This is a genomic window from Streptomyces sp. NBC_00299, from assembly GCF_036173045.1.
Taxonomy (GTDB): domain Bacteria; phylum Actinomycetota; class Actinomycetes; order Streptomycetales; family Streptomycetaceae; genus Streptomyces; species Streptomyces machairae.
Genome location: NZ_CP108039.1, coordinates 655,684 through 682,631, shown reverse-complemented (window position 1 = coordinate 682,631; position 26,948 = coordinate 655,684). Strand labels below are relative to the sequence as shown.

Genomic DNA, 26,948 nt, shown 5'->3' with positions numbered 1-26,948 from the left:
CAGAGCCATGGAGTACTACGACCTCGGCACCTACACCCGCTCAGTGACCACATCCTCCGCGCAGGCCCAACTCTGGTTCGACCGGGGGCTGATGTGGACGTACGCCTTTCACCACGAGGAGGCCGTCGCCTGCTTCCAGGCGGCTGCCGAGGCCGATCCCGACTGTGCCATGGCCTACTGGGGCATCGCCTACGCACTCGGCCCGAACTACAACAAGCCGTGGGAGTTCTTCGACGACGAGGACCTGGTGCGCACGGTCGACCGCACCCACGCCGCCGTGGAGAAGGCCCACGAGAAGGCGGCAGCCGCCACCCCCGTCGAACAGGCCCTGATCGGCGCACTGCGCGCCCGCTACCCCCAGGCGAAGGCCGTCGACGACTGCTCGGTCTGGAACGCCCCCTACGCCGACAGGATGCGCGCGGTCTACGAGCTCGCCCCCGACGACCTGGACGTGGCCACCCTGGCCGCCGACGCGCTGATGAACCTCACCCCCTGGCAGCTGTGGGACCTCAGGACCGGCGAGCCGGCCGAAGGCGCGCGCACGGCGGAGGCCAGGGCCGTCCTCGAACGCGCCCTCGCCACCGACACGGGACGCGACCACCCGGGCCTGGTCCACCTGTACATCCACCTGATGGAGATGTCCCCGACCCCCGAAGTCGCCCTGCCGATCGCGGACCGGCTGCGCGGGCTGGTGCCCGACGCCGGGCACCTGCGTCACATGCCGTCGCACCTGGAGGTGCTCTGCGGCGACTACCGGCGGGTGGTCTCGGACAACACGGCGGCGATCGCGGTCGACGAGAAGTACCACGCCCGGGCCGGCGCGATGAACTTCTACACCCTGTACCGCTCGCACAACTACCACTTCAAGATCTACGGCGCGATGTTCCTCGGCCAGTCGGAAGTCGCCCTCAGGACCGCCGCGGAGCTCGAGGCGTCCATCCCCGAAGACCTGCTGTGCGTGCCGAGCCCGCCCATGGCCGACTGGCTCGAGGCCTTCCTCGGTATGCGGTTCCACGCCCTGATCCGCTTCGGCCGCTGGCACGACATCCTCGCCCTGCCGATGCCCGCCGACCCCGGGCTGTACTGCGTGACGACCGCGATGCTCCACTACGCCCGCGGCGTCGCCCTCTCCTCGACCCACCGCGTCCCGGAGGCGGAGACGGAACGCCGGCTCTTCCGCGAGGCCGTCGGCCGGGTCCCCGAGACCCGCATGCTCTTCAACAACACCTGCGCCGACATCCTCGCGATCGCCTCCGCGATGCTCGATGGCGAACTGGAGTACCGCAAGGGCAACCACGCCGCCGCCTTCGCCGCACTGGAACGCTCCATCGAACTGGACGACAACCTCCCCTACGACGAACCGTGGGGCTGGATGCAGCCCACCCGGCACGCCTACGGCGCCCTCCTCCTCGAACAGGGCCGCGTCGAGGAAGCGGAGGCGGTCTACCGCGCCGACCTCGGCCTCGACGGCACCCTCCCGCGCGCCCTTCAGCACCCCAACAACGTCTGGTCCCTGCACGGCCTGCACGAGTGCCTGACACGCCTGGGCAGGACCGGGGAGGCACAGGTGGTGGCCCAGCAGCTGCGTCTCGCCGCCGCGCTGGCGGACGTACCGGTCGAGGCCTCCTGCTTCTGCCGGCTCGACGCGATCACCGCGGGCGGCACCGAGGGGGACTGCTGCGCCGACTGACGGGTTCAGCCGTTCGTGGGTGTGTCGGGCAGGGGCTGCTCGAACCAGACCACCTTGCCCGTGCTCACCCTCGTCGCGCCCCAGCTCTGTGACAGCTGGTCGACGAGGAACAGGCCCCTGCCGCCCTCGTCGCTCAGCCGGGCGTGCCGCATCCTCGGCACGATCGGGGAGTCGTCACCCACTTCGCAGCGCAGCACGTCCGTGCAGAGCAGCCGCAGGGTGATCGGCCGGGACGCGAAGCGCACGGCGTTCGCCACCACCTCGCTGACCATCAGCTCGGTCGCCTCCACCAGGGACTCCAGTCCCCAGTGGCCCAGCGTCCGGCGGGTCAGCCGACGGGCCTGGCCCGCGGTCTGCGGGCGGGGCGCCATGTACCAGTAGGCGACGGTCTCCGGCAGGATGCCCTCGAAGCGGGCGGCGAGCAGCGCGATGTCGTCGTCGCGGCCACCCGCCCCCAGCGCGCCGAGCGCCTCGTCGCACAGCTTCTCCAGCGTCGGCGGCGCGGCCCCGGACGTGGCCGCCCGCAACCGTGCGCGCAGCGCCTCCACCCCGGTCAGCACGTCCGAGTCGCGGGACTCGACCAGGCCGTCGGTGTACAGCAGCAGGGTTGCCCCGGCCGGTGCGTGTGTCTCGACGGACTCGAATCCGCCGCTGCCGACGCCGATCGGCGCCCCGGGCGGGACCTGGAGAACCTCCGCTCGCCCGTCCGGATGCAGCAGCACCGGTGGCAGATGGCCGGCGCTGGACACCAGCAGCCGCTGCTGCACGGGGTCGTACATGGCGTACAGGCAGGTCGCCGTGTGCTCGCTGCCCAGCCGGCCCGCCTGCTCGTCGAGGTGGTGCAGTACCTCGTCGGGGGGCAGATCGAGCCCGGCCAGGGTCTGCACGCTGGTGCGCAGCTGGCCCATGATCGCGGCCGAGGTCATGGAGTGGCCCATCACATCGCCGATGACCAGGGCGACCCGGTTGCCCGGCAGCGGGATCGCGTCGTACCAGTCACCGCCGACCTGCGCGGTCCGCGAGGACGGCAGATAGCGGCTGGCCAGTCGGACACCGGGCGGTTCCGGCAGCGACGGCGGGAGCATGGTGCGCTGCAACGTGTCCGCGATGGCCGCCTCACGCTCGTACAGCATCGCCTTCTCCAGCCCGAGAGCGGTGTGTGTGGCGAGCTGGGAGGCGACGATCAGGTCGTCAGCGGTGAACTCGGGGCGGCCGGGTCCGCGGATGAGGACGGCGCTGCCGAGGACGTGGCTGCGGCCGTGCAGCGGGGCGATGATCAGCCGGCGGCCGGGCGGCACCGCCGGAGCGCTCGTCCCCAGCAGCTCGGCGGCCGCGGAGGTGACGCCCGGGGTGTTTCCGAACACCGGTCGCCCGTCCTGGAGCAGTTTGCTGAGCAGGCCGTCGGCGGCGGGGGTCACGACCTCTGCCGCCGGGAGGGCGTGCGGGTCTGCCGGGGACGGTCCGGAGTCCCGCGCGTCCGGGTCCCGAGGTGACGCGCGGTCCGCGCTGCGCAGCCGCAGCACGCCGGGGGTGCCCGCCTCGTCGCCGACCGGCAGCGGGGCGTACAGGTGCACGAACGCGGTGTCGGTGAAGGCCGGTACCGCCGCGCGGCACAGTTCGCGCAGGGTCTCGTCGAGGTTCATGCCCCGGGCGATCCGGCGGGTCGCCTCGTCGAGGTAGCGGAGCCTGTCGGTGTGCGGCTCGGCGTCGTCCGGTCCCGCGGCGAGGGGGGTGCCGGGCGGAGCCTGTGTGGCCGGCGGTGCGGGATCACCACCTCCGAGCTGCTTCGTCATGCCTGTCCTTCCGGCCGTGCGGCCTGTGCCGGGGCGGGCGGGTCAGAGGTTGTCAGGCGTGCCGTCCAGTCCGCACCGCAGGAAGATCTGTACCTCGGGCTGGATGTCGGCGACCGACGGAGCGTAGGTGTACGAGGACTCCCCGACGATCTCGAAGCCCGCACCCTCGACGACCTCGCGCAGCTCGTCCCGCAGATAGCCGGAGACACGGATGCTGCTGCCGATGAACGGGATCGCGAAGTCGTCCACGTCGGCCTCCACCATCGACAGCGCGAACAGTCCCCCCGGAACCAGCAGGTGGCGGACGGTCCGCAGGGCGAGGGGGATCTCGGCGCGCGGCAGCATGAGCAGGGCGAAGAAGGCGGTCAGTGCGTCGAAACGGCCGAGGTCCAGGGAGCCGCCGGGCCGCAGGTCGGCGATGTCCGCCCGGTGGAACTCGCCGCCGGGCACATGGTCACGGGCCAGCGCCACCATCCGCTCCGACAGGTCCACCCCGACGACGTCGAGGCCCCCCTCCGCCAGCTGGCGTGCGGTCGGGAGCCCTGTGCCGCACCCGAGGTCCAGGACCCGGGATCCGGGCGGCAGCGACCCGATGAGCCACTCGGCGGCTGCGACCTGCCCTTCCTTGTGCGGGAAGGCCTCGTCATAGCGCCGGCCGATGGCGTCGAAAGCCTCGGCCTGACCGGTGCGGTCGAGCCGTAGGGTCCGGTAGTCGAGCTTGTCGGCGGGGTTGCTCACAAGGGTTCTCCTTGCAGGCATTATGGGCTATTTCTGAGTATTCCTATAGATAAGGCAGATTTGCCGGAGCCCGACGAAGCACGCCGGGACCCTTTGGATCCCGGCGTACCGCGGCGTGTCCCGGCGTGCCGACGCCCTACGGCGCCACGTCCTCCAGCCGCCGCCCGGTCGTCTCCTCCGCCGCCACCCCTGCCGTGACCGCCCCCACCAGGGCGACCACCGCGAGGGTCACGAAGACGGTGCCGAGGGCGCCGCCCGCGTACACCGCGCCGACGACGATCGGGCCGAGGATGACGCCCAGTCGGTTCACCGCGCCGCCGAGGCTGGTGCCGAGGGCCCGCATCCGGGTCGGGAAGAGTTCGGGGGTGTACAGGTACAGGCAGATGTTGGCGCCGAAGAAGAACACCGCCGACAGGGACGTCCAGATCAGCACGCTGCTCGCCGAGCCGCCGGCGAAGAGGCCGAGGAACAGCAAGCTGAGGGCGGCGCCGCCCAGACACCAGGTGACGGTGTGCCGGCGGCCGACGCGGTCCACCGTCAGGGCGACGGCGAGGCAGCCGAGGAAGCCCGCGCAGGACGTCACGGTCGAGTACAGCAGCGCGTCGGACAGGCTCAGGTGGAAGCGGGAGCCGTAGATGGTGGGCAGCCAGGACGAGATGCCGTAATTGACGAAGTAGCCGCAGAACCACAGGACGCAGACGACCAGGGTGCGCTTGCGGTAGCGGCCGGAGAACAGCTCGCGCAGGGCTCCCTCGGCGGCGGGCTTGTGCGCGACGGGCGCCGCGGGCGCCGGCTGCGGCAGCGGCTCGCCGGTGATCCGCTCGACCTTCGTCTCGATCGACGCCATCGTCGCCAGTGCGTCCTCGTGCCGGCCGTGGTCCGCGAGCCAGCGCGGCGACTCGGGCACATAGCGGGCGACCAGCACGCACAGCACGCCGGGGATCGCGGCGAGGCCGAACATCCAGCGCCAGCCGAGGATCGGCATCAGCCACCAGGCCAGCACGGCGCACGCGGTGAGACCCGCCGGGAAGACCAGCTCGTACAGCAGGACGAAGCGGCCCCGTTTGTGGGCGCGGGTGATCTCGGCGATGAAGGTGGCCGCGACCGGTACCTCGCCGCCGATGGCGAGACCCTGCACGAAGCGCAGCGCCATGAACGGCCCCGGTGAGTCGCACAGCGTGAGCAGCAGGCTGCCGATGCTGGACAGGGCGATGCACGCCGCGATCACCTTCACCCGGCCGATGCGGTCGGCGAGGCGGCCGGAGAGGAGCGCGCCGACGAGCATGCCCAGGGAGCCGACCGTGATCAGGGACGTGGTCTGCCCGGTGGTCAGCTGCCACTCGGCGCGCAGTTCGGGCAGGGCGTAGGCGATGAGCAACTGGTCGAAGGCCTCGAAGAAGGTCACCGCGCCGATGATGAGCCGGACGGTGACGTGCCACCGGCACAGCGGCAGGCGTTCGAAGCGGGCGCCGATCGCGGCGACGAGCGCCGCGGTGTCCGCGGGCCGGCCCGCGGTGGCATGGGGAGTGTCGGTCGTCATGGAGGGGTCCTCCGGACCCGCGCACGGGGTGCTGGGAAAGGCACAGGATACGCACGGGACGGTTCGGGCCGGTCGGCGGTGGCTGGACAGCCGTACGCCGGCTCGGCGACAGAGGGGGACGGGGCTCGGAGATCGGGGGTCACCAGGCCATCTGGCTAAGTGCTAAATCTTTCAGTGCTCAAGTTTTATCCCGCCTGTGAAGCGGCCAGTCAAGGGTTCGTCCCCACGTCGTGCAAAAAAACTTCGCCGGTTCCCCTTGCGGCCAAAATAGTTAAGCCCTTAGATGTTCAGGACTTCGATACATCCGATCCGGAGGTCCTGCCATGCCGCGCACGCCAGTCGACGAGATCCTCATCGCGGGGTGTTCCAGGCGCGGCGCGGGCGCGCCGATCCACACCGTGAACCCCGCCGACGGCACCCCGATCACCACCGTCCACGCCGCCTCGCCCGCCGATGTCGACGAGGCGGCCGAGGCCGCCGCCGAGGCCGTGGCGACGCCCGCGTGGCGGGACCTGCTCCCACACCGGCGCGCCCGCGTCCTGCACCGCATCGGCGACCTGATCGAGGAGCACGCCGACGACCTGTCCGCCCTGCAGACCGCCGACACCGGCAAGACGCTCACCGAGACCCGAGCGCTCGCGCTGAGCGCCGCAGCCACCTTCCGGTACACGGCCGCCGCACTGGAGACCGCCGAGGACTCGCTCACCGCCGCCCGAGGGCCGTACGTCACGATGAGCGTGCACGAGCCGATCGGCGTGGTCGGCGCGATCAACCCGTGGAACTCGCCGATCGCCTCCGACGCCCAGAAGGTCGCCCCGGCCCTCGCCGGCGGGAACGCGGTGCTGCTGAAGCCCGCCGAGTGGACCCCGCTCGTCTCCCTCGCCTTCGGGCGGCTGGTCCACCGGGTGCTCGCCGAGGAGGGACTGCCGACCGCGCTGCTGTCCGTACTGCCGGGGAAGGGGCGCGTCGTCGGGGACGCGATCGTCACCCACCCGCTCGTCCGCCGCATCGGCTTCACCGGCGGCACCACCACCGGCCGTGCCATCGCCCGGACCGCCGCCGACAAGCTCGCCCCCGCCTCGCTGGAACTCGGCGGCAAGTCACCGACGATCGTCCGCGAGGACGCCGACATCGAGCAGGCCCTCGCGGGCGTGATGTTCGGGGTCTTCTCCTCCAGCGGACAGTCCTGCATCGCCGGCTCCCGGCTCTTCGTCCACCGGTCCCTGTACGGCTCCTTCGTCGCCGAGCTCGTCGAGCGCGTACGCAAGCTGCGCGTCGGACCCGGGACCGACCCCGACACCCAGGTCGCCCCGCTCGTCCATCACCGGCACCGGGACGCGGTCGCCGCGTACGTGGACCTCGCCCGGGAGGAAGGCGGGCGCGTCCTGTGCGGCGGCGCGGTCCCGGAAGGGGAGGCGTACGCCGACGGCGCCTACTACCTGCCGACCGTCATCGACGGCCTGCCGAACTCCGCCCGGACCTGCCAGGAGGAGATCTTCGGCCCCGTCCTCGTCGCACTGCCCTACGACGACGAGGACGACCTGGTGCGGCAGGCCAACGACAGCGTGTACGGGCTCGCCTGCGGCATCTGGACCCGCGACGCCCGCGCCGCCTGGCGGCTCGCCCGGCGCATCGACGCGGGGACCGTCTGGATCAACACCTACAAGCAGTTCTCCATCTCCACCCCCTTCGGCGGGATGAAGGACAGCGGCCTCGGCACCGAGAAGGGCCGCGACCTCATCCGCTCCTACCAGCGGCAGAAGTCCCTGTACTGGGGCACCGAATCCACGCCCCTGCCCTGGGCCAACTGAAACGCATCCCGGAGACCCTCACCATGACTCACCCCCCGATAGCCCGGCTGCGCGCCCTGCGCTCGGTCGAGCTGCTCACCCCGGAGTTCACGCAGGCCACCGACTTCTACGAGGAGGTGTGGGGACTGGAGGTCGTCGAAGCCGAGCCCGGCACCAGCTGGCTGCGCGGCACCGGCGACGAGCACCACGCCCTCCAGCTCACCCGCGCCGACCGGATCGGCCTCGGCCGGCTCGCGTTCGCCGTGGCCACCCCCGCCGAGATCGACGACGGCGCACGGCGCCTCGAAGCGCGCGGCATCACGCCGGTCTGCGGACCGGGCCCGCTCGACCAGGTCGGGGGCGGCTACGGCCTGCGGTTCCACGACATCGACGGACGGCTCATCGAACTCTCCGCCGAGACCTGGGCCGTCACCGCCCGCGGGCGCGACGGCGCCGTGCCGGTCGGCGTCACCCACGCCGTGCTCAACACTCCCGACATCGACGCCTCGGTCGCCTTCTACCGGGACGTCCTCGGCATGCGCGTCTCGGACTGGTCCGAGCACCAGATGGCGTTCCTGCGCTGCAACGCCGACCACCACTGCATCGCCTTCAACCAGGCGCCGTGGGTGTCGCTCAACCACGTGGCGTACGAGATGAGCTCGGTCGACCACTTCATGCGCGGCCTCGGCCGGCTCAGGCACCACGGAGTCACCCCCGAGTGGGGTCCCGGGCGGCATGGGCCGGGCAACAACACCTTCTCCTACTTCACCGACCCGACCGGCCTCGTCTGCGAGTACACCTCCGAGGTCGCCCAGGTCGTCGAGGACGCCTGGATCTGCAAGGTGTGGCGGCGCACGCCCGAACTCTCCGACGTCTGGGGCACGGCAGGCCCGCCCTCCCCGCAGATCCGCGCCCACATGGCGGGCACACCCGACGGCAGTCCTGTCGTCCCGCCCGTCGACGCGGAAGCCGACACCGCATCCGACACCGCATCCGACACCGCAGCAGATGCCGCAGCCGATGCCGAAGGAGTCCCCGCATGAGCAGCACCGCACCGAGCCGGGCCGCCACCTCCCGCCGAGTCGGCCTCATCGGCTGGGGCGCCATCGGCCGCATCGTCGGCGGGGCCCTCGCCGCGGGCGAGATACCCGGCGCCGAACTGGTCTGCGTCGTCGACAACCGGCCGCTCGGCGACTCGGTCCCGGCACCGCAGCGCACCCTCGAACAGGCCCTGGACTCCTGCGACCTGATCGTCGAGGCCGCCGGGCAGGGCGTCGTACGGGAATGGGGTACGGCGATCCTCGCCTCCGGCACGGACCTGCTCGTCGCCTCGACCGGGGCGCTCACGGACGAGCAGTTGGCGAAGGAGCTCCTCAACGCCGGGCCGGGCCGGGTGTACTTCACCGGAGGCGCGGTCGGCGGCCTCGACCTGCTCCAGGCCGTTCGTGCCATGGGCCCCCTCGACGGGGTGCAGCTGACCACCACCAAGCTGCCCTCCACCCTCGAACAGCCGTGGATGGACGAGGAGTTGCTGGACCGGATGCGGTCGGCGACCGGGCCGGTCGAGGTGATGGCCGGCACCGCGCGGGACGTACCCGTGAAGTTCCCCAAGTCGACGAACGTGGCCGCGTCCGTGGCCCTCGCGATCGGAGACCTGGACGCGGTGCGGGTGAGCGTCGTCGCCGACCCCGCCGCCGCGCACACCTCGCACGTGGTCGAGGCGAGCGGCGCGCACGGCACCTACCGCTTCGAGGTACGCCACCTGCCCGACGCCGCCAACCCGGCGACCAGCCAGGTCGTCCCGTACGCGGTACTGCGGTCGCTGGCCGCCCTCGCCGGCCGGACGGGACAGATCCTGTGACGGCTCCTGCTGCCGCGTACGACCCGGCGGGGCTCCACCTGGAGGAGGCGGGGGACAGCGGCCCGCTCGTCCTGTGCCTGCACGGCATCGGCTCGTCCTCGGCCGCCTTCGCCCCGCAGTTCGCGGCGCTGATCGGGGCGTACCGGATGGTCGCCTGGGACGCCCCCGGATACGCCAAGTCGGCCGACCCGACCGGCCCGTTGACGATGGACGACTACGCCGACCTGGCCGCAGACGTGATCCGTGCCCGCGGCGGTGCCGCCCACGTCCTCGGCGTCTCCTGGGGCGGCGTGATCGCGCTGCGGCTGGCCACCCGCCATCCGGACCTCGTCGAGTCGCTGATGGTCGTCGCCTCGACGCCCGGCTCCGGCACCGATCCCGACAAGGCGGCAGCAATGCGGGCCCGGGCGGACGAGCTCGCCCGGCTCGGCCCTGACGCCTTCGCCGCCGCCCGGGGTCCGCGCCTGCTGTCCGCCGCCGCGCCCGCCGGCCTCGTCGAGCGCGTCACCGCCGCCATGGCCGCCGCCGTCCGGCTGCCCGGCTACGGCCACGCCGCCGAGGCCATGGCGGCCACCGACCTGCGCGGCGAACTGCACCAAGTCACCGCGCCCACCCTCGTCCTGTGCGGCGACCAGGACCGGATCACCGGTCCCGACGCCTCACAGGTCCTGGCCGGCGGTCTGCACAGGACCGCGTACGTGATCGTCAAGGACGCCGGTCACCTGGCCAACCAGGAGCAGCCCGAGCACGTCAACGCCTGGCTCGCCTCCCATCTGCACATCGTCACCCACCGCTAGGAAGGCCCGAATCCCATGCCGCTGACCACCGACGACTACGACAGCAACGGCGACCTCGCCAAGTACACCGACGCCCTGATCGCCACCAAGGACTCCCGCGAACCCGACTGGGGCACCCTGTCCTTCCAGGAGAAGGCCGGCCCGCAGTTCAAGCGCGCACAGATCCGCTACGTCGGCTCCGGCGCCACCGGCAACCACGAGAACGACAACCGGATCCTCCCCTCCGGCGGCTTCACCTTCTCCAACATGCTGCTGCCGCCCGGCGCCGAGGGCCCCGCCCACACGCACCACGACGTCGAGGAGGCGTTCTTCGTCCTGGAGGGCCAGGTCCGCGTCGGCATCCACCGCGGCCCCGACGAGGTCGAGTACCGCACCCTCGGCTACCGCGACATGATCGTGGTGCCGGCCGGCGTCACCCGCTCCCTGAAGAACGAGGGCGACACCGACGCGCTGTTCTGCGTGATCATCGGCACGCAGAAGCCGCAGGTGCCGACCTACCCCGAGTACTCGCCGCTCCACGGCGTCACCCGTGACTGAGCAGAGCACTGCGCGCACGGTCGTCGTGACCGGGGCGGGCCGTGGCCTGGGGGAGGCCATGGCCCGCCGGGCGGCGGCCGACGGGTATCGCGTCGTGGTCGCCGAGATCGACGCCGCCCGGGGCGAGCGCACGGCGGCGTCGATCCGCGAGACGGGCGGCACGGCGGAGTTCGTACCGCTCGACGTCGCCGACCCGGAGTCGGTCACCGCGCTCGCCGACCGGCTGGCCGCCTCCGGCCCGGTGTACGGCCTGGTGAACAACGCGGCGCTCGCCAACGGCGTGGGCGGCAAGGAGTTCCAGGACATCGACGTCGAGACCTGGGACCGGCTCATGGCGGTCAACGCCCGCGGGCCCTGGCTCGTCGCCAAGCATCTGCTGCCGCTGATGACCCGGCCCGGCCGGATCGTCAACATCGCCTCGGACGCGGCCCTTTACGGCTCCCCGCGCCTCGCCCACTACATCGCCTCCAAGGGCGCGGTCATCTCCCTCACCCGGGCGATGGCCCGCGAACTGGGGGAGCGGGGCATCACCGTCAACGCCCTCGCCCCCGGCCTCACCGAGGTCGAGGCCACCGAGACGGTCCCGCCCGAGCGTCACGCGCTCTACGCCGAGGGCCGCGCGATCTCCCGGCCGCAGCAGCCCGCCGACCTGACCGGCCTCGTCTCCTTCCTCCTCTCCGAGGAATCCCGGTACCTCACCGGCCAAGTGATCGCCGTCAACGGCGGCTTCACCATGCACTGAACCACCCCATCTGCAAGGAGTACGTCATGGATCTCGGCCTCGCCGGCCGCACCGTCCTGGTCACCGGCGGCAGTTCGGGCGTCGGCCTGGCCACGGTCCGCGCCCTGCTCGACGAGGGCGCCCGCGTCGCCACCTGCGGACGCGACACCGAACGGCTCGCCAAGGCTGCCGCCTGGCTCGGCGCGGGCCCCGACCGGCTGTTCACGGGAGCGTGCGACGTCCGCGACGCGGCTGCCGTGCGGCACTTCACGGAGGAAGCCGCCGAACACTTCGGCGCGGGCCTCGACGGTCTGGTCAACAACGCCGGGCAGTCCCGCATGAAGCGCCTCGACGAGACGACCGAGGAGGACTGGCGCGACGAACTGGAGCTGAAGTTCGCCGGGGTACTGAACCCCCTTTCCGCCGCCCGGAGTTACCTGCGCGCCTCGGACACCGCCGCCGTCGTCAACGTCAACGCGGTCCTCGCCAAGCAGCCCGAGACCCGCCTGATCACCACCAGCGCCGCGCGCGCCGGCATCCTCAACCTCTCCAAGTCCCTGTCCGCCGAACTCGCCGCCGACGGCATCCGGGTCAACTCCGTCTGCCTCGGCCTGATCGACACCGGCCAGTGGACCCGCCGCCACGCCGCCGCCGACGACGGCCGGACGTACCAGGAGTGGCAGGCCGGCCTCGCCGCCGACCGCGGGGTCGCACTCGGACGCCTCGGGCGCGCCGAGGAGGTCGCCTACGTGATCGTCGCGCTGCTCTCCCCGCGCGCCTCGTACATCACCGGAACCAGCATCGACGTCTGCGGCGGAGTCGGCCGCGGCATCCTGTGAGGACTCTTCCCATGCAGTACGACAACGGGGGCGAACTCCTCGTAGCCCACCTTAAATCCCTCGGCATCGACACCGTCTTCGGCGTCGTGTCCGTACACAACCTGCCCCTCGTGGAGGCCGTCGACCGGCACCTGCGCTTCGTGCCGGTCCGGCACGAGGCGACCGCCGTCAACGCGGCCGACGGCTACGGACGGGCGCGCGGCTCGATCGGCTGCGCCCTCACCTCGACCGGCACGGGGGCGGGCAACGCCGCCGGTTCGCTGATCGAGGCACTGGCGTCCGGGACGGCCGTCCTGCACGTCACCGGGCAGGTCGAGTCGGCGTACCTGGGCAGCGGGCGGGGCTTCATCCACGAGACCAAGGACCAGCTCGGCATGCTGAGCGCGGTCTCGGCGTACGCGGCCACCGTCACGTCCGCTCGTGATGCGGGGCGCATCCTGCGTGAGGCTGCGTCGGCGGCACTCTCGGTGCCCGGCGGCCCCGCCAGCGTGGAGTGGCCGATCGATCTGCAGTACGCGGCACAGGATGATGCCGAAGAGACAGTCCCCGGTGCTTCGGCTCCCTCCACGGATGCCGCCGAACTCGCCGCCGCTCAGCAGCTGTTGAGCGGCTCCCGTCGCCCGCTGATCTGGGCCGGCGGTGGTGCGTGCCGTGCCCGACCGGAACTCCTCGCACTGCTGGAGACGACCGGGGCCGGCCTGCTCACCTCCAACTCCGGGCGTGGGTCCGTTCCCGAGGACCACCCCCTCGTGATCGGCAACTTCGCCACCACTGCGGCCGCCCGCGCACTGCTGGCCGACGCCGACGCCCTCGTCACCGTCGGCACCCACTTCCGCTCCAACGAGACCGCAGACTACGGCCTGAAGCTCCCCGACGCCCACATCCAGATAGACGTGGACGCGGCCGCACTCGGCCGGGTCTACCCGGCACACCACGCCCTGCACGGCGACGCGGCCACCGTCCTGCCCGCCCTGACCGGGGCCGCCGTGCGCGCGGACGCCGACTGGACGGCCCGTGTCACCGCCGTCCGCGAGGAGGTCCGAGCCGCCCTGCACGAGGGCATCGGACCCCAGGCCGCGATCTGCGACGCCCTCGCCGCCGCCCTGCCGCGCGGCACGGTGGTCGCCCGTGACGTCACCATCCCGTCGTCCTCCTGGGGCAACCGGCTCCTGCCGATCCACGACCCGCGCGCCAACGTCTTCCCGCGCGGCGGCGGCATCGGACAGGGCCTCGGCATGGGCATCGGCGCCGCGCTCGCCCGCCCCGACGAGCCGACCGTGGTGATCGCAGGCGACGGCGGCCTCGCCGTGCACTTCGGCGAACTCCTCACCGTCGCACAGGAACGGCCCCGCCTGACTCTGATCGTCTTCAACGACGGTGGGTACGGAGTGCTGCGCAACATGCAGGACAAGTACGCCGAACGCCGTTCCGGCGTGGACCTGTTCACGCCCGACTTCGGCCCCCTCGCCGCCGCCTGCGCCCTGCCGTACGCCCGCATCGCCGCCCCGGCGGACGCCGCACCGGCCCTTGAGGCGGCCCTCGCCGCCGAGGGCCCGACCCTCGTCGAGGTCGACCTTGCAGCGCTCGGCCCGATGAAGAACCCGTTCACCCCGCCCGTCAAGATCCCCACCGCGTAGGGAGGCCACCGTCATGACCACCACTGCCGACGAGCACGCACTCGACCTCCTCGTCCGCCGGATGACCTGGGAGGCGGACGGCGTGCTCTCCGTCGAACTGACCCGGCCGGACGGCAAGCCACTGCCTGCCTGGACCCCGGGCGCCCATCTGGACCTGCACGTCGGCGGTCTCGTCCGCCAGTACAGCCTCTGCGGCGACCCGGCCGACTCGACGACGTACCGCATCGGCGTCCTCAACGAGCCCTCCTCGCGCGGCGGTTCGCGCCACGTGCACACAAAGCTCCGCCCCGGGCAGAGCGTCCGCGCGGTCGGCCCGCGCAACCACTTCGCGCTGGAGCCCGCCTCCTCGTACGTGTTCCTCGCCGGCGGCATCGGCATCACGCCGATTCTGGCGATGGCCCGCCAGGCGGAACGGGTCGGCATCCCGTACCGCCTGGTCCACGGCGGCCGGTCCCGCGCCTCGATGGCCTTCGGCGCCGAGCTGTCCGCCCTCACCGGCGACGTGACCCTCGTACCGCAGGACGAGCGGGGCCACCCCGACCTGGCGGCCGCCCTTCGGGACCTGCCGGGCGACGCGCTCGTCTACTGCTGCGGGCCGGAACCCCTCCTCAAGGCCGCCGAAGGGGCGTGCCCCGCGGGGCAGTTGAGGGTGGAGCGGTTCGCCGCCCCCGTCGTCGAGCGCACCGGCCAGGACACCGCCTTCGAGGTCGAGTGCCGCACCTCGGGCGTGACCCTGACCGTCGACGCCGCCACCTCCATCCTGGAGGCCGCCGAGAACGCGGGACTGAACGTCAGCTCCTCCTGCCGCGACGGCATCTGCGGCTCCTGCGAGACCCGCGTGCTGGCCGGCACCCCCGACCACCGCGACTTCCTGCTCAGCGAGACCGAACGCGCCACCGGCAAGACGATGATGCTCTGCGTCTCCCGGTGCGCCTCCGACCGCCTCGTCCTCGACCTGTGACCCGTACGGAGACCCTGATGACCACCGAAGCCACCATGTGGCCCTACCTCACCCCGCACCAGACCCGCGACCACGAGCCCACCCCCTACGAGCTGAAACTCGCCCGGACGCTTGAGGAGATCTTCACCCACGACGGCCACGAACTGGCCGACGTCGTCGGCGGGCTCAACGCCCGCCAGGTCCGCACTCCGTCCGGAGAGCCCTGGACCGAGGAGACCTTCCGTACCGAGATGCACCGCCTGGGAGCCTGAGATGCCACTTTCCGTATCCGACACCGCGGACCACGTCTACGCCCACGGCCTGCGCAACCAGTGGCACCCGGTCGTCCCCTCCCACTTCGTCGCGCCCGGCGGTCTGCGAAAGCTCACCGCCCTCGGCGAGAACTGGCTGCTGTTCCGCAAGGCCGACGGCACGCTGTCGATGCTCGCCGACCGCTGCCCGCACCGCGGAGCGCCGCTGTCCCTCGGCAAGCACCTGGGCGACCGGGTGGCGTGCTGGTACCACGGCGTCGAGGTCGACGGCTCCGGCACGGTCACCTCCGTCCCCGGCCTGCCCGGCTGCAACCTGGAGGGCAAGACACTCGTCACGTCCCTGCCGGTGCGCGAGGTCGGCGGTGCGATCCTCGCCTACTTCGGCGACGACGAGCACCCGGAGCCGGCGGACCTGACCCTCCCCGAGCCGCTCACCGACCCCGCCGTCTCCGCCTTCCTGTGCTACGCCGAGTGGGACGTGCCGTGGCGCTACGCGATGGAGAACCTCCTCGACCCGATGCACGGCGCGTTCCTGCACCACGAGTCGCACACCATGTACGACGGCGACACCCAGGCGAAGTTCCGCATCCGGGAGACCGAGCGCGGCTACTTCTTCGAGAAGACCGACCAGCGGGGCGTCAACTTCGACTGGGTGGAGCTGTGCCGGACCGGCGTCGACTGGGTGGACCTGTCCATCCCGTACCCGCCGTCGGCGGGACCTGGCGGCCCGTTCGGCATCGTCGGCATGGCCTGCCCGGTGGACGCCGAACGCACCGGAGTCTTCTTCTGGCGCTACCGCAGGGTCGACGACTGGCAGCGCGACACCTGGCGGTTCCTCTACAAGACGCTCATCGAGGAACGTCACTGGCAGGTCCTCGAACAGGACCGCGTCATGCTGGAGGCCATGCCCGCCGACGCCGACCAGTACGAGAACCTGTACCAGCACGACCTCGGCGTGGTCCGCCTGCGACGCCTCTACCAGGGCCAGGCGGCACAGCAGTCCAAGGCGGCGCCGCAGTCGTAGCCTTCGAGACGCCCGGGTGAGGGCGCGGCCCGCTCGTCAGCCCGCCGCGCCTTCCCCCGCCGTGTCGGATTCGACGATCGAGAGTTCCAGCCCGGACAGCAGCCGGGCGAGTTGGCGGCGCTCGGTGAGGGTGAGCCCGCTGAGCATCCGCCGCTCGTTCTCCAGGTGCTCCGTGAACACCTCGTCAACCTTCTTCAACCCGGCGTCGGTGAGCCGCGAGTAGACCACGCGCCGGTCCACCGCGTCGCGCTCGCGCACCAGGAGCCCGTCGTTCTCCAGCCGGTCCAGACGCAGCGTCACGCCCGCCGAGGAAATCAGACCGGACGCGGCGAGCTGGCCCGCGGTGAGCCGGTAGGGGGCGCCGGCCCGGCGCAGCGCCGTGAGCACGTCGAACCCGGCGACCGACAGCCCATGCTTCTCGATCTGCGCGGTGAGCCGCGACTGGTACTGCAGGTAGGCACGGTGCAGCCGGGCGAGCACCTCCAGCGGCGAGGTGTCCAGTCCCGGTCGCTCGCGCGCCCAGTCCTCCACGATCCGCGCCACGGCATCCGGCCGCTTCGCCCTGCGCTGAGCCATGTCGTCCCTTCGCGGAATCCTGTCGGGAAACGCGGGCTCCGTGGCCTCGCGCAACCCCCGGAGAAATCTTAGCCCTGAAGCAACACGGAGCGACATCCACGGTCAGGCCCGCAGGCCCACCGCCCCCATGGGTTCACCGAATGTGGCGGGGGCTTCGCCCGAACGGGGGCGGCCGCGTCGTCGGCGATCTCCCACCACGACGGTGCGTGTGCCCGGCCACCGCGCGGGCGCCGCCGCGCCCGCCGGTGCGTCTCGCGGTCACCGGCGGGCGGGGCGCACACCAGCAGGCTCAGCATGCTCATCGAATTCGAGTCTCCCGTACAACCCTTCGGCCGCGGCGGGCGTCTCCTGTGGAGGACCGGTGTTCCCCCACAGTTCACCCGACCGTCACTGTCGTTCGATCAGAGGACCTCATGCTCCACACCGCCCCCGGGCTCCGCGTGTTCCGCCAGACCGCCGGCGCCATGGGTGCCGTCGCCCTGATAGCGCTGGGCGCCACACCCGCCGCCGCCGAAGACCCCACCCCCGGACTGGTGCTGGAGGAGATGACCCCGTACGAAGGGGTGAAGCCGGGCAGCACGCTCAAGGTGCCCGGCCGCTTCACGTACACGGGCTCCGAAGCCCTCGACAAGGTGTGGGTGCGGTACACGGTCAGCCACGGGATGAGCGTGGGGGACGTGCCCTCCAACTGCCGTTCCTGGCAGACCTGGGGCTACGACGAGGTCCCCACCGGCGCCACAGCGCTCTGCGCGTTCGACCAGACGGTGAAGCCCGGCGTGGTGTACGCACCTCAGGGTGGTCTGCGGGTCGATGTCCTGGACCGAGCGCTCTACGAGAGGCTCAGTGTCGTGGTCACCGACTACGACAACGTTCCGGGGGACGAGGCCAGTTCGGGTCCCGTGCAGGGCACCGGCCCCGCCCTGAAGCTGGCTGAGCAGCCCGACGCCCCCACCACGGAACCCGGTTCCGCGGTGGGCGAGGACGCGAACGTGCAGCAGGTCGCGGTGACCGCGGCGAACACCGCCGACTTCCAGGTGACGGGTGCCGGGCTGAAGGGACGCGTCGGACAGACGGTGGATCTGAAGGTCGGGTTCACCAACGCCGGGCCTGCCTGGGTGAACGAGGACAAGGGCGGCATCCCGTCGACCAAGGTCCTGGTCAAGATGCCCCCCGGCACGACGGTGACGAAGAAGGGCAGCTGCACGAAGGTCGCCTCCGGGACCTACGAGTGCGGCTTCCGTCAGGTCTGGCTCGACGAGGGCGAAAGCACGTCCTACCCCTTCAAGCTGAGGATCGACAAAGCCGTCGCGGGAGCCAAGGGTTCCGTGACCCTGCCGGACGAGCCCCGGCCGTTCGACCCGGACAAGGCCAACGACAAGGCTGCCATCACGCTCGACGTGACCGGCGCCGGAGCGACCGGTGGTGGCTCGTCCTCCGGCGGCGGCTCCTCGTCCACCGGGGGCAGTGGTTCCACCGGCGGTTCCGGCGCAACGGAAGGATCCGGCACCGACGGAGGCTCCTCCGGCAGCGACGGGGGCTCCTCCGCCACCGGCGGGTCGGCGACCGGTTCCACCGACGCCGGGGTCTCCGGCGACCTCGCCAGCACCGGCTCCGGCTCGGTCCTGCCCATCGCGGGCGCCGCTGCGGCAGCCGTGGGCATCGGCGCGGGCGCCTTCCTGCTGGTGCGCCGACGCCGTACGGCACGGGGATAGCACCCCGCGCGCGGGCCGGGCTCAGGGCAGCTCGGCCCGCGCGGGAGAGTCGTCGAGGAAACCTCCCGACTGGTGCTGCCACAGCTTGGCGTAGGCACCGTCCAGGGTGAGCAGTTCGTCGTGGGATCCCTGCTCGACGATCTGTCCGCGATCCAGGACGACGAGCCGGTCCATGCCCGCGACCGTGCTCAGCCGGTGCGCCACCACGAGCGCAGTCCGCCCGTCCATCAGCCGCCACAGTGCCTCCTGGACGAGGATCTCGCTCTCGGAGTCCAGGGCGCTGGTGGCCTCGTCGAGCAGCAGGATCGGCGCGTCGCGCAGGATCGCCCGGGCGAGGGCGACCCGCTGGCGCTGGCCCCCGGACAGCTTGATGCCGCGCTCGCCCACCATGGTGTCGAAGCCGTACGGCAGCGCGTCGGCGAACTCCGTGACGTGCGCGGCCTCCGCCGCGTGGCGGATCTCGGCGTCCGTGGCGTCCGGCCGGGCGAAGGCGATGTTGTCCCGCAGCGTGCGGTGGAACATCGCCGGGTCCTGCGGCACGTAGGCCATCAGGCCGCGCAGGTCCGCCTGGCGGAGCATGCTGATGTCCTGACCGCCGATCAGGATCCGGCCGCCGTCGATGTCCGTCATGCGCAGCAGCAGCCGTGTCAGCGTGGTCTTGCCGCCGCCGGAGCGGCCCACGAGGCCGATCTTCGCCCCGGCGGGCACGGCCAGTTCGAGGCCCTCGAACAGGGGCCGGCCACCGGAGTGGGCGAACGTGACCTTCTCGAAGCGGACGTCGGCGGGCGCGGGCAGCAGCGGCTCCGGCAACGGCGGATCGAGCACGGTCGGCGGCGTCAGCAGCAGTTCGGTGAACTGCGCGGCCTCCGTCATCGAGCTCTCCAGCCGACGGTAGATCTGATTGAAGTCGAACATGATCCGCGTCGCGTTGTTGTAGTAGGTGAAGGCCACCACGATCGCCTCCACACCGTGCGCGCCCCCGGCCAGCGTGACCGCGAGCAGCAGCCCCAGCGCGTTGGTCAGCACCGACATCGGCGCGACCAGCGTGTCGATGCGCAGATTGCCGTAGTCCCACGCCCGCAGGGTGAGCCGGCGTGACACCGCGACCCGGGAGCGGTGCTCGGCCGCCTCGCGCTCCTCGGCGCCGAACGCGCGCACCGTGTCCATGTTCATCAGGCTGTCGGCCACGTGCCCCGACACCCGGGCGATCGCCTCCTCCCGCTGGTCGACGAGGGCCTGACGGCGCCGGATGAGGGGCACCACACACCCCGCCGTCAGCGCGATCATCGCCAGCAGCCCGACGACGAGCAGCGGTTCGTAGCGCCACAGCACCACCGCGCCGAACACCAGCGGCACGAAGCTGCCCACGATCTGGAACGTCAGCGTGTCGACGAACTGCTCGAAACGCGAGGCGAAGCTCAGCACGCGCTTGGTGAGCGACCCGGCGAAGTTGTCGTGGAAGAACGCGGCGTCCTTCGCGAACAGCTCGTCCATCCCGATCACGTACAGATGCTCGATGCCGAGGGCGTCCAGCCGGTTCAGGCAGTGCAGCGCGACCCGCCACAGCGCCTCGGCCAGCAGCAGCACACCGACGAAGCCGAGGACGTACGGCAGCGTCGAACCGACCGTGACGTCCCCGCCGTCGGCGATGTCGCCGACGAGCTTGGCCACGATCAGTGGCGCGACGTAGTTGATGCCGATGTTGCCCAGCGCCGACAGCGCCATCGCGGGAGCCGTCAGCAGGCGGAGCCGGGCCAACTCCCGTCCGTAGTAACGAAGTGCCAGAAGTACCGAGCGCCTGCCCGGCTGAACCTTGTGCGATTCAGGAGTTCCCATTTCGTCCCGAGTGTCCCGTGGCGGCGACCGCGGAGTCCAAGCGTTTTCCGGTCGGTGAGGGGCTCACAGGGAGCGCTCGGTGACCCGCGCCGGAGCATGCGGTCGCACGGGAATCACGACTTTCCCGTACCACAAGTAACATGATCAACTTTGTCCTCAGGTGGACCTCGCAGTCACCGCGGCACCCGCTCCGCCACCGCCCCCCTTCCGTCGTCAAATCCGAGGACCTCGATGTCGTCTCAGACCGATGCCCTGCAACAGGCACGTGCCGACTACGAACACCACATGCAGACCTGCCGGCAGTGCTACGCCGACTCGGCTGCGTGCGCGGTCGCCAAACACCTGCTACGCCTGTACAACAACACCCGTAGAAGCGGCGCCCAGCCGGGCGCGAGAGGCCGCTGACCCGTCACCCATGGAGGACCGCGTGCGACGCCTGCCCCGCTCCCCGTCCGGCTGGACCATGGCGGTGTTCGGCGTCCTCGCCGCCGTCATGGGCGCGGTGGGGCTCGTCGCCCCGGACGCCCTGCTCACCGTCATGGGCTTCGCCCCTGAGGCGGGCTCTCGGCGCGCGGAAGGGGACCACACGCTGGTCTTCCTGACCGCTTCCTCCATGGCGGCGCTCAACATGGGCGTCTACTACGTGCTGGCCGCGCTCTCCGACTGGAAGGCGTTCTTCCGCTGGACGGTCCCCTTCCGCCTGCTGACCTGCACGGTCTTCACGCTGGCGGTGATCAGCGGCCGCGCCCCCGCCGGTTTCCTGGGCGTGGGCCTGTGGGAGGGGATCGGCGCGGTGGCCACGGGCGCGGCCCTGCGCCTGGAGAGCCGGCGCGCGGCGGGCTCCGGCCAGGTCGAGGTCGGGGTCAGCTGAGCACCGTCTCCCAGGTGTCGACGGCGTAGTGCACGGCCATGCCGTGCCGGGCGTACAGCGCGGGCGCCCCCGTGGGGTTGGCGGTGTCCACGCCCAGCCCCACCGTGTCCCGCCCTCGCGCCGCGAACGCGGCGAACGCGTGCCGCAGCAGCAGACCGCCGAGACCGGAGCCGCGTGCCTCGCTCAGCACGCCGATGCTCCGGATCCAGCCCATCGCCTCACGGTCGTCGCGCGCGAGCAGGAAGCCGACGTCCCCCAGATCCTCCGTACCGGCGATCCACACCAGCGACCAGTCGAGCCCCTCGGCGTCGACGTCGTGCAGCCACTGGTCGTAGCTGCGCGGCTGGAAGTCGAAGTGCTCGGCGAAGCTCGACTGGTACAGCGCGTGGACGCGGGCACGGTCCGCCTCCTCGGCGCACGCCCGCAGCCGTATGCCGGTCGGGAGTTCCGGTACGAGGTCCACGGCGGCGTCAACGGGCCGTTGCAGCACGTGATAGCGCCGTACGACGCACCAGCCCCGTCGCTCGATCAGTTCCGTGTCGAGCGTGGGCTCGGTGTTGAGGTGCAGATGCACCACCGCCCTCGCCGCTCCGTTCGCACGGGCCTTCTCCAGGGCACGCGCCTCCAGCGGGTCCAGGATGAGTTCGCCGGCCTGCTGGTGGTCGGGCAGCACATAGTGGTCGACGTCGACGCGCTCACTGGCCGATTCGTCCCACAGCAGGCCGTACGCGACCAGCCGGTCGCCGTCGAAGGCCAGCCAAGAGTCGCTTTCCAGAACCACGTCGGGCCGCTTCAGGTCGGCCACGACGGTGTGCAGGTCGGTCTCGGGCCTGCCTATCTCGATGCGGTCGACTTCGTTGAGCAGTTCGGTGATGGCGGCCGCGTCGGTGAGGCCGGCCGGCCGAAGGGCATAGGGCATGGGCCAAGGGTCGGGGGAGGGGAGGCCGGCCGCAACGGATTTTCGGTGACCGCCCGCCCTCCCCTCCACTGACCCGAGGCCGATCAGCAGGTCGCGGTTGCGGGCAGGTCCCCGTACTCGTTGCCCTTGAGGTAGACCGCGCTCACGTAGCCCTCGACGAGCTTGACCCACACGTTGTTGGTGTAGCCGTTGTCGCGGATGGTCTCGCCGCGCACCCAGCAGTACGCGCCGCGCGGCTGGTTCGCCGCGACACTGCCGACCTTGTCGTACGAACGCGCAGGTCCGGAGCGGACGTTGACGGTCTCGTACGGTACGACGGCGTAGGGCGCGGCCATGATGCGGGCCCCGCCTGCGTCCGCGTCGGATGCCGCCACGGCGGTCGCGGCGGTGAGCGGCCCGAGCAGAGCCAGCGCACGGGCGCCGACGAGGGCGGTACCGCGGACGGTCGGGGCCGGCGGCAACCGAGAGGGCCCGGAACCCGTCTTCGGGATCATGGTCACCACAAGCATCGCCGGCACCCTGACGGCATCCTTGCGCCAGCTGCTCGATTTCGCCTGGATACAGACACGGTCCTGCGCCTTCGCCATCGCCCTGATGTCCGGCGTGGCCGCCTCCGCCCTGCTGCCCGGCCTTCCCGTGGCCCGATACGACCTGCTCGTCGTCTACGGCGTGCTGCTGACGCTGCTGTTCTGGCTGCGCGGCTGGGAGAACGGGCGGGACGTCGCCGTCATCGCCGTCTGCCACGTCATCGGCCTGGCCTTCGAGCTGGTGAAGGTGTCCCTCGGCTCGTGGAGCTACCCGGAGCCCGCCGTACTGAAATTCGCGGGCGTCCCGCTGTACGGAGGTTTCCTGTACGCCGCGGTCGGCAGCTATGTCTGCCGCGCCTGGCACCTGTTCGACCTGGAGCTGGTCCGGTACCGCCCGCGGGCGACGGCCGTGGTCGCCGCGGCCATCTACGTCAACTTCTTCAGCCACCACTGGCTCCCCGACGCCCGCTGGCTCCTCGCCGCCCTGCTCCTGGCCGTCACCGCGGGCACCTCGGTCCGCTACACGGTGCGCACCACCCGCCGCCGGATGCCCCTGGCGCTGTCCTTCGTCCTGATCGGCTTCTTCCTGTGGGTCGCGGAGAACCTCGCCACCTACCTGGGCGCGTGGCGCTACCCCTACCAACTCGACGGCTGGCAGCCCGTGGGAGTGGAGAAGTTCGGCGCCTGGGCCCTGCTGATCAGTGTGACGTTCGTCCTCGCGGCGGTGACCCGGTCGCACCGTCGGCCTGCATCAGCTTGCGAGTGAAGCGATGCATGTGGGGGTCCATCGAGTCGAGCGACTCGGCGAGCACCTGCTCGTGAGTCAGCCACCGGATCGCCGTGAACTCCTCCTCGTCGTAGGAGGTGAGGGTTCGCGCGTCCGCGGTGATGACGTACCAGAGCGAGACGTCGGTGTGTTCCCCCTGACCGCGGGTTCGGGTGACGGTGAGGAAGAGGGGGTGCTCACCCGTGATGTCCGAGGCGACCGCCGGGATACCCAACTCCTCCCGGCACTCGCGTTCAACCGCCGCCCACGGGTCCTCACCCGGCTCGACGTGCCCGCCTGGGGGCAGCCACAGGCCGGCTTTGCGGTGCGCGACCAGCAGCAGTTCGCCGCGCTCGGCATCCAGCACGACGAAGTAGCTCACAAGGTGCGTCTCCGGGACGTCGGGCTTGCGCGTCCGGTGGACGGGTGCGCCGCTGGAGAGCCACGCACCGGCCAGGCGCAGGTGGGCCCGCTCAAGATCGTCCCACGGGGCGATGCCGTTGACCAGGCCGATCAGCCGGGCCCGAAGACGGCTGTCGGAGGAAGCAGGGACGCCGGGTGAGGACACCATCGCTGCATTCTCGCATCGTGCGCGCGACCGGAGGCGAACACGGGCGGGGGCTTCGCCACAGCCCCCGCCGCCTACCGCCAGCCGCTCGTTGTCACTCGCCCTTCGGCCCCGCCTGCTGCACGACCTCGAAGGACCACAGCGTGGACCCGCTGGCCGCCGGCTTCGGGCGCTCGGCGCCTTCCGTGCCGCCGCCCTGGTGGGCCGACTTCATGGGGCCCTCCATCCAGGCCTGGAAGGACTCCTCGTCGCGCCAGCGCGTGTACACGAGGTAGGTGTCGGTGCCCTCGACCGGCCGGAGGAGCTCGAACCACTCGAACCCGTCCGAGTTCTCCACGGCGTGGGCACGGGAGGCGAAGCGCTTCTCCAGCGTCTCGCGCTGCTCGGCGGGCACGGTCAGTACGTTGATCTTGACTACGCTCATGGTCCTCATCCTGCCGCACGGCCGCCGGCAGAGGCGCGGCGGCTCGTGCTGCACAGGTGTGGCGCCACGAATCAGGTCCGGTGGATCAGGTCCGGTGCATCAGGCCGTGTGCAGGGTCAGCCCGTACCGGCCGAGTATCTCGTTCACCGGCTGGAACCAGGTCTCCCCGCCGCCGGAGCAGTTGCCCCAGCCGCCCGAGGTGACCCCTTGGGCCTGGTCACCGCTGATGAAGGAGCCTCCGGAGTCGCCGCCCTCGGCGCAGACGCTGGTCTTCGTCATCTGGTGCACCGCGCCCTGGCTGTAGTTGACCGTCTCGTTCTTGGCCAGCACGGCTCCGCAGTGCCAGTGCGTCGTGGAGCCGGAGCGGCATATGGACGTGCCGACGGGCGCCTCGGCCGAGCCGCTCACGAGCCGGTCCGGGACCGTACCCCAGCCGAGGACCACCGGCACGGTCCACCAGCCGCTGCCGACGCTCACCCAGGCGTAGTCGTTGCCCGGGAACGAGGAGCCCTGGAACGTTCCGATGTGGCTGCCGTCCCAGCCCCGGACACTCGCTCCCTGTCCACCGCAGTGCCCGGCCGTGACGAAGCCGCCGTGCACCGAGAAGCCTATGGAGCAGCGGACGTTGCCGGTGTAGTAGGGATCGCCGCCGACCGTTCCGGCCGCGAAGGTGCGCGGGGCCGCCGCGACCGTGTCCACGGTGACGGGTCCGGCCGCACGGGCACGGGAGACGAAGTCGCGGACATCGTTGTCCGACCGCTGGTCGCGGACGACCTTCACGACGACCGTGTTGGCCACCGGATCGACGTGCCAACTGCTCACCCCGGACGGCGCCGGGAGACGGTCGATGCGTGCCTTGGCCGCGTCGAGGTCGCGCGCACTGTGCGTGACGGTGCGCACCGTCACGCCGGTGGCGCGGACCTCCCGCAGGGTCGCGGGCGCGGCGTCCGACGTGACGGCCACGGTGAGCCGCTCGCTCTTCGCGTCGAACCACGAGCCGCCGTAGGCGGACCCGGCGGCCTTGCGGGCCTTCGGTGCGACGTCCATGGCGGTGCGTTCCGCGGCCAGACGCGCCTCGGCCCGCTCCTTCGACAGGCCGAGGTCGCGCTGCATCGCCTGCAGCAGTGCGGGGGAGGCCGGTTCGGCATCCGCCACCGTGGGGGAGTCGTCCGCCGTGGCCTGCGCGGTTCCGCCCGCGGTCCAGCTGCCGAGGACCAGGAGCGCGGCGAGGCCGGCGTACGTGAGTCTGATGCGTCTCAAGGGAGTTGCCCTTCGTCGTTCCAACAAGGTGGGGTGGAACAACCGCAATCTGAGAGCGCTCTCATTCAGGGTCGGGCAGAGCTTAGCCCTGACGGCACATCAGGTCCATACCAGCGACCGGGTTCGAGTGGGGGCCGGGCAGCCCGGATGCCTCAGCCGAGGTTTCCGGTCCGCGCGTCCTGCCACAGGTCGACGCCGCCGTCGGTGGCGTACTTGTCGATCTCGGCCAGTTCCTCGTCGCTGAAGTCGAGGTTCTCCAGCGCGGCCACGTTCTGCTCCAGCTGCTCGGTGCGCGAGGCGCCGATGACCAGCGAGGTCACCCGCGGGTCGCGCAGGGCCCAGGCGAGCGCCATCTGGGCGAGGCTCTGGCCGCGGCGCGCCGCGATGTCGTTCAGCGCACGCAGCCTGCCCAGCATGTCCTCCGACAGCCACGTCTCGTCGAACGACTTGCCCTGCGTGGCACGCGAGCCGGCGGGGACGCCGTCGAGGTAGCGCCCGGTCAGCAGCCCCTGCGCGAGCGCGGTGAAGCCGATGACGCCGAAGCCCTCCTGCCCGGCGGCCTCCAGCAGGCCCTCGTTCTCGATCCAGCGGTTGAGCATGCTGTACGACGGCTGGTGGATGAGCAGCGGTGTGCCCAGCTCCCGGAGGATGGCGGCCGCCTCCCGGGAACGCTCGGCGTCGTAGGAGGAGATGCCGACGTACAGGGCCTTGCCCTGACGGACGGCCGTGTCGAGCGCCCCCATCGTCTCCTCCAGCGGCGTGCTCGCGTCGAGCCGGTGGGAGTAGAAGATGTCGACGTACTCCAGCCCCGTCCGCCGCAGCGACTGGTCGAGCGAGGCGAGCACGTACTTGCGAGAGCCGCCGCCCTGGCCGTACGGACCGGGCCACATGTCCCAGCCGGCCTTGGTGGAGACCACCAGCTCGTCCCGGTACGGCGCGAGGTCCTGCTTCATCAGCCGGCCGAAGTTGATCTCGGCGGAGCCGTACGGCGGGCCGTAGTTGTTGGCGAGGTCGTGGTGGGTGATGCCGAGGTCGAAGGCGCGCAGGGCGATCTCGCGCTGGGTCTCGAAGGGCCGGTCGTCACCGAAGTTGTGCCAGTACCCCAGGGACAGCACGGGAAGGTCGAGTCCTGAGCGTCCGGTGCGCCGGTATCGCATGGTGCCGCTGTACCGCTCGGGATCCGCGACGTGGTTCATCGAGTGTTCTCCGCAGGGTCGGGGTGGTTCGGTCCAGGTGAGGACGTGTTCACTGTGCTCCTGCCTGATTCTGACGTCCAACGCATCCTTTTCATCGGATTCAGCGATGCCGTT

General features: G+C 71.4%; 27 protein-coding genes. 16 read left to right on the top strand and 11 right to left on the bottom strand.

The genetic code is table 11. The features are described from left to right. The first annotated feature begins 7 nt into the window (after window positions 1-7). On the top strand, window positions 8-1,690 hold the full coding sequence (locus OHT51_RS03245) for a tetratricopeptide repeat protein (protein WP_328877340.1): 1,683 nt from the start codon (window positions 8-10) through the stop codon (window positions 1,688-1,690). Window positions 1,691-1,695: 5 nt separating this feature from the next. On the opposite strand, the gene OHT51_RS03240 is transcribed toward OHT51_RS03245, so the two are convergent. The 3 genes from OHT51_RS03240 to OHT51_RS03230 form a co-directional block, all read right to left on the bottom strand. Next, window positions 1,696-3,483 (bottom strand): SpoIIE family protein phosphatase, encoded by a 1,788-nt coding sequence (locus OHT51_RS03240; protein ID WP_328877339.1) that lies wholly within the window; start codon window positions 3,481-3,483, stop codon window positions 1,696-1,698. 42 nt (window positions 3,484-3,525) lie between these two features. Then, window positions 3,526-4,221 (bottom strand): class I SAM-dependent DNA methyltransferase, encoded by a 696-nt coding sequence (locus OHT51_RS03235; RefSeq protein WP_328877338.1) that lies wholly within the window; start codon window positions 4,219-4,221, stop codon window positions 3,526-3,528. Window positions 4,222-4,357: 136 nt separating this feature from the next. Further along, window positions 4,358-5,761 (bottom strand): MFS transporter, encoded by a 1,404-nt coding sequence (locus OHT51_RS03230; protein ID WP_328877337.1) that lies wholly within the window; start codon window positions 5,759-5,761, stop codon window positions 4,358-4,360. Window positions 5,762-6,084: 323 nt separating this feature from the next. Here OHT51_RS03230 and OHT51_RS03225 point away from each other — a divergent pair, with 323 nt between their 5' ends. From OHT51_RS03225 to OHT51_RS03175, 11 genes are read left to right on the top strand one after another with little or no spacing between them, the layout of a single operon-like run. After that, on the top strand, window positions 6,085-7,572 hold the full coding sequence (locus OHT51_RS03225) for an aldehyde dehydrogenase family protein (RefSeq protein WP_328877336.1): 1,488 nt from the start codon (window positions 6,085-6,087) through the stop codon (window positions 7,570-7,572). Between the two features lie 23 nt (window positions 7,573-7,595). After that, window positions 7,596-8,594, top strand: a complete 999-nt coding sequence (locus tag OHT51_RS03220) for a VOC family protein (RefSeq protein WP_328877335.1) — start codon at window positions 7,596-7,598, stop codon at window positions 8,592-8,594. Further along, the gene (locus tag OHT51_RS03215) at window positions 8,591-9,412 is read left to right on the top strand and encodes an aspartate dehydrogenase domain-containing protein (RefSeq protein WP_328877334.1); all 822 of its coding nucleotides are present in this window, start codon (window positions 8,591-8,593) and stop codon (window positions 9,410-9,412) included. The genes OHT51_RS03220 and OHT51_RS03215 overlap by 4 nt, the downstream gene beginning before the upstream one ends. Continuing rightward, window positions 9,409-10,209: an alpha/beta fold hydrolase gene (locus OHT51_RS03210; protein WP_328877333.1), complete on the top strand. Its 801-nt coding sequence runs from the start codon at window positions 9,409-9,411 to the stop codon at window positions 10,207-10,209. The genes OHT51_RS03215 and OHT51_RS03210 overlap by 4 nt, the downstream gene beginning before the upstream one ends. 15 nt (window positions 10,210-10,224) lie before the next feature. Continuing rightward, window positions 10,225-10,746, top strand: coding sequence for a cupin domain-containing protein (locus OHT51_RS03205; RefSeq protein ID WP_328877332.1), 522 nt, complete (start codon window positions 10,225-10,227; stop codon window positions 10,744-10,746). Continuing rightward, window positions 10,739-11,488, top strand: coding sequence for an SDR family oxidoreductase (locus OHT51_RS03200; RefSeq protein ID WP_328877331.1), 750 nt, complete (start codon window positions 10,739-10,741; stop codon window positions 11,486-11,488). Before OHT51_RS03205 ends, OHT51_RS03200 begins: the two co-directional genes overlap by 8 nt. A 26-nt stretch (window positions 11,489-11,514) precedes the next feature. Continuing rightward, window positions 11,515-12,306: an SDR family oxidoreductase gene (locus tag OHT51_RS03195; RefSeq protein ID WP_328877330.1), complete on the top strand. Its 792-nt coding sequence runs from the start codon at window positions 11,515-11,517 to the stop codon at window positions 12,304-12,306. Between the two features lie 11 nt (window positions 12,307-12,317). Beyond that, a complete protein-coding gene (locus tag OHT51_RS03190) occupies window positions 12,318-13,943 on the top strand; it encodes a thiamine pyrophosphate-binding protein (RefSeq protein WP_328877329.1) in 1,626 nt (541 codons plus the stop codon). A 13-nt stretch (window positions 13,944-13,956) separates the two neighbouring features. After that, window positions 13,957-14,904, top strand: coding sequence for a PDR/VanB family oxidoreductase (locus OHT51_RS03185; RefSeq protein WP_328877328.1), 948 nt, complete (start codon window positions 13,957-13,959; stop codon window positions 14,902-14,904). A 17-nt stretch (window positions 14,905-14,921) separates the two neighbouring features. After that, entirely contained in the window at window positions 14,922-15,155 is a 234-nt protein-coding gene (locus tag OHT51_RS03180) for a recombinase-like helix-turn-helix domain-containing protein (RefSeq protein ID WP_328877327.1), read from the top strand. 1 nt (window position 15,156) lies between these two features. Then, complete coding sequence (locus OHT51_RS03175; RefSeq protein ID WP_328877326.1) at window positions 15,157-16,179, top strand: aromatic ring-hydroxylating dioxygenase subunit alpha; 1,023 nt, start codon at window positions 15,157-15,159, stop codon at window positions 16,177-16,179. Between the two features lie 36 nt (window positions 16,180-16,215). Here the strand turns inward: OHT51_RS03175 and OHT51_RS03170 are convergent, their stop codons facing one another. Next, complete coding sequence (locus tag OHT51_RS03170; protein ID WP_328877325.1) at window positions 16,216-16,755, bottom strand: MarR family winged helix-turn-helix transcriptional regulator; 540 nt, start codon at window positions 16,753-16,755, stop codon at window positions 16,216-16,218. Window positions 16,756-17,168: 413 nt separating this feature from the next. Between OHT51_RS03170 and OHT51_RS03165 the strand changes: the two genes are divergently transcribed. After that, window positions 17,169-18,467 carry a hypothetical protein gene (locus OHT51_RS03165; protein ID WP_328877324.1) on the top strand — a complete coding sequence of 433 codons (1,299 nt, stop codon included), beginning with the start codon at window positions 17,169-17,171 and terminating at the stop codon, window positions 18,465-18,467. Between the two features lie 21 nt (window positions 18,468-18,488). Here the strand turns inward: OHT51_RS03165 and OHT51_RS03160 are convergent, their stop codons facing one another. Then, window positions 18,489-20,303, bottom strand: coding sequence for an ABC transporter ATP-binding protein (locus OHT51_RS03160; RefSeq protein ID WP_328877323.1), 1,815 nt, complete (start codon window positions 20,301-20,303; stop codon window positions 18,489-18,491). Between the two features lie 231 nt (window positions 20,304-20,534). On the opposite strand from OHT51_RS03160, the gene OHT51_RS03155 reads away from it, so the two are divergent. Together OHT51_RS03155 and OHT51_RS03150 are read left to right on the top strand one after the other, a co-directional pair. Continuing rightward, window positions 20,535-20,708, top strand: coding sequence for a hypothetical protein (locus OHT51_RS03155; RefSeq protein WP_328877322.1), 174 nt, complete (start codon window positions 20,535-20,537; stop codon window positions 20,706-20,708). Window positions 20,709-20,766: 58 nt separating this feature from the next. Beyond that, the gene (locus tag OHT51_RS03150; RefSeq protein ID WP_328884224.1) at window positions 20,767-21,174 is read left to right on the top strand and encodes a hypothetical protein; all 408 of its coding nucleotides are present in this window, start codon (window positions 20,767-20,769) and stop codon (window positions 21,172-21,174) included. Here the strand turns inward: OHT51_RS03150 and OHT51_RS03145 are convergent. Together OHT51_RS03145 and OHT51_RS03140 are read right to left on the bottom strand one after the other, a co-directional pair. Then, a complete protein-coding gene (locus tag OHT51_RS03145; RefSeq protein WP_328877321.1) occupies window positions 21,167-22,093 on the bottom strand; it encodes a GNAT family N-acetyltransferase in 927 nt (308 codons plus the stop codon). The two genes, OHT51_RS03150 and OHT51_RS03145, sit on opposite strands and share 8 nt — an antisense overlap. A gap of 83 nt (window positions 22,094-22,176) precedes the next feature. Further along, entirely contained in the window at window positions 22,177-22,602 is a 426-nt protein-coding gene (locus OHT51_RS03140; RefSeq protein ID WP_328877320.1) for an SH3 domain-containing protein, read from the bottom strand. On the opposite strand from OHT51_RS03140, the gene OHT51_RS03135 reads away from it, so the two are divergent. Continuing rightward, window positions 22,586-23,386 carry a DUF817 domain-containing protein gene (locus OHT51_RS03135; protein ID WP_328877319.1) on the top strand — a complete coding sequence of 267 codons (801 nt, stop codon included), beginning with the start codon at window positions 22,586-22,588 and terminating at the stop codon, window positions 23,384-23,386. The genes OHT51_RS03140 and OHT51_RS03135 overlap by 17 nt on opposite strands. On the opposite strand, the gene OHT51_RS03130 is transcribed toward OHT51_RS03135, so the two are convergent. From OHT51_RS03130 to mgrA, 4 genes are all read right to left on the bottom strand, one after another. Beyond that, entirely contained in the window at window positions 23,319-23,957 is a 639-nt protein-coding gene (locus OHT51_RS03130) for an NUDIX hydrolase (RefSeq protein ID WP_328877318.1), read from the bottom strand. The two genes, OHT51_RS03135 and OHT51_RS03130, sit on opposite strands and share 68 nt — an antisense overlap. Window positions 23,958-24,048: 91 nt before the next feature. Beyond that, window positions 24,049-24,378 (bottom strand): antibiotic biosynthesis monooxygenase family protein, encoded by a 330-nt coding sequence (locus OHT51_RS03125; protein WP_328877317.1) that lies wholly within the window; start codon window positions 24,376-24,378, stop codon window positions 24,049-24,051. Between the two features lie 99 nt (window positions 24,379-24,477). Then, on the bottom strand, window positions 24,478-25,638 hold the full coding sequence (locus OHT51_RS03120; protein ID WP_328877316.1) for a S1 family peptidase: 1,161 nt from the start codon (window positions 25,636-25,638) through the stop codon (window positions 24,478-24,480). A 152-nt stretch (window positions 25,639-25,790) separates the two neighbouring features. Then, a complete protein-coding gene (gene mgrA, locus OHT51_RS03115) occupies window positions 25,791-26,834 on the bottom strand; it encodes an L-glyceraldehyde 3-phosphate reductase (RefSeq protein WP_328877315.1) in 1,044 nt (347 codons plus the stop codon). Window positions 26,835-26,948: the final 114 nt, after the last annotated feature.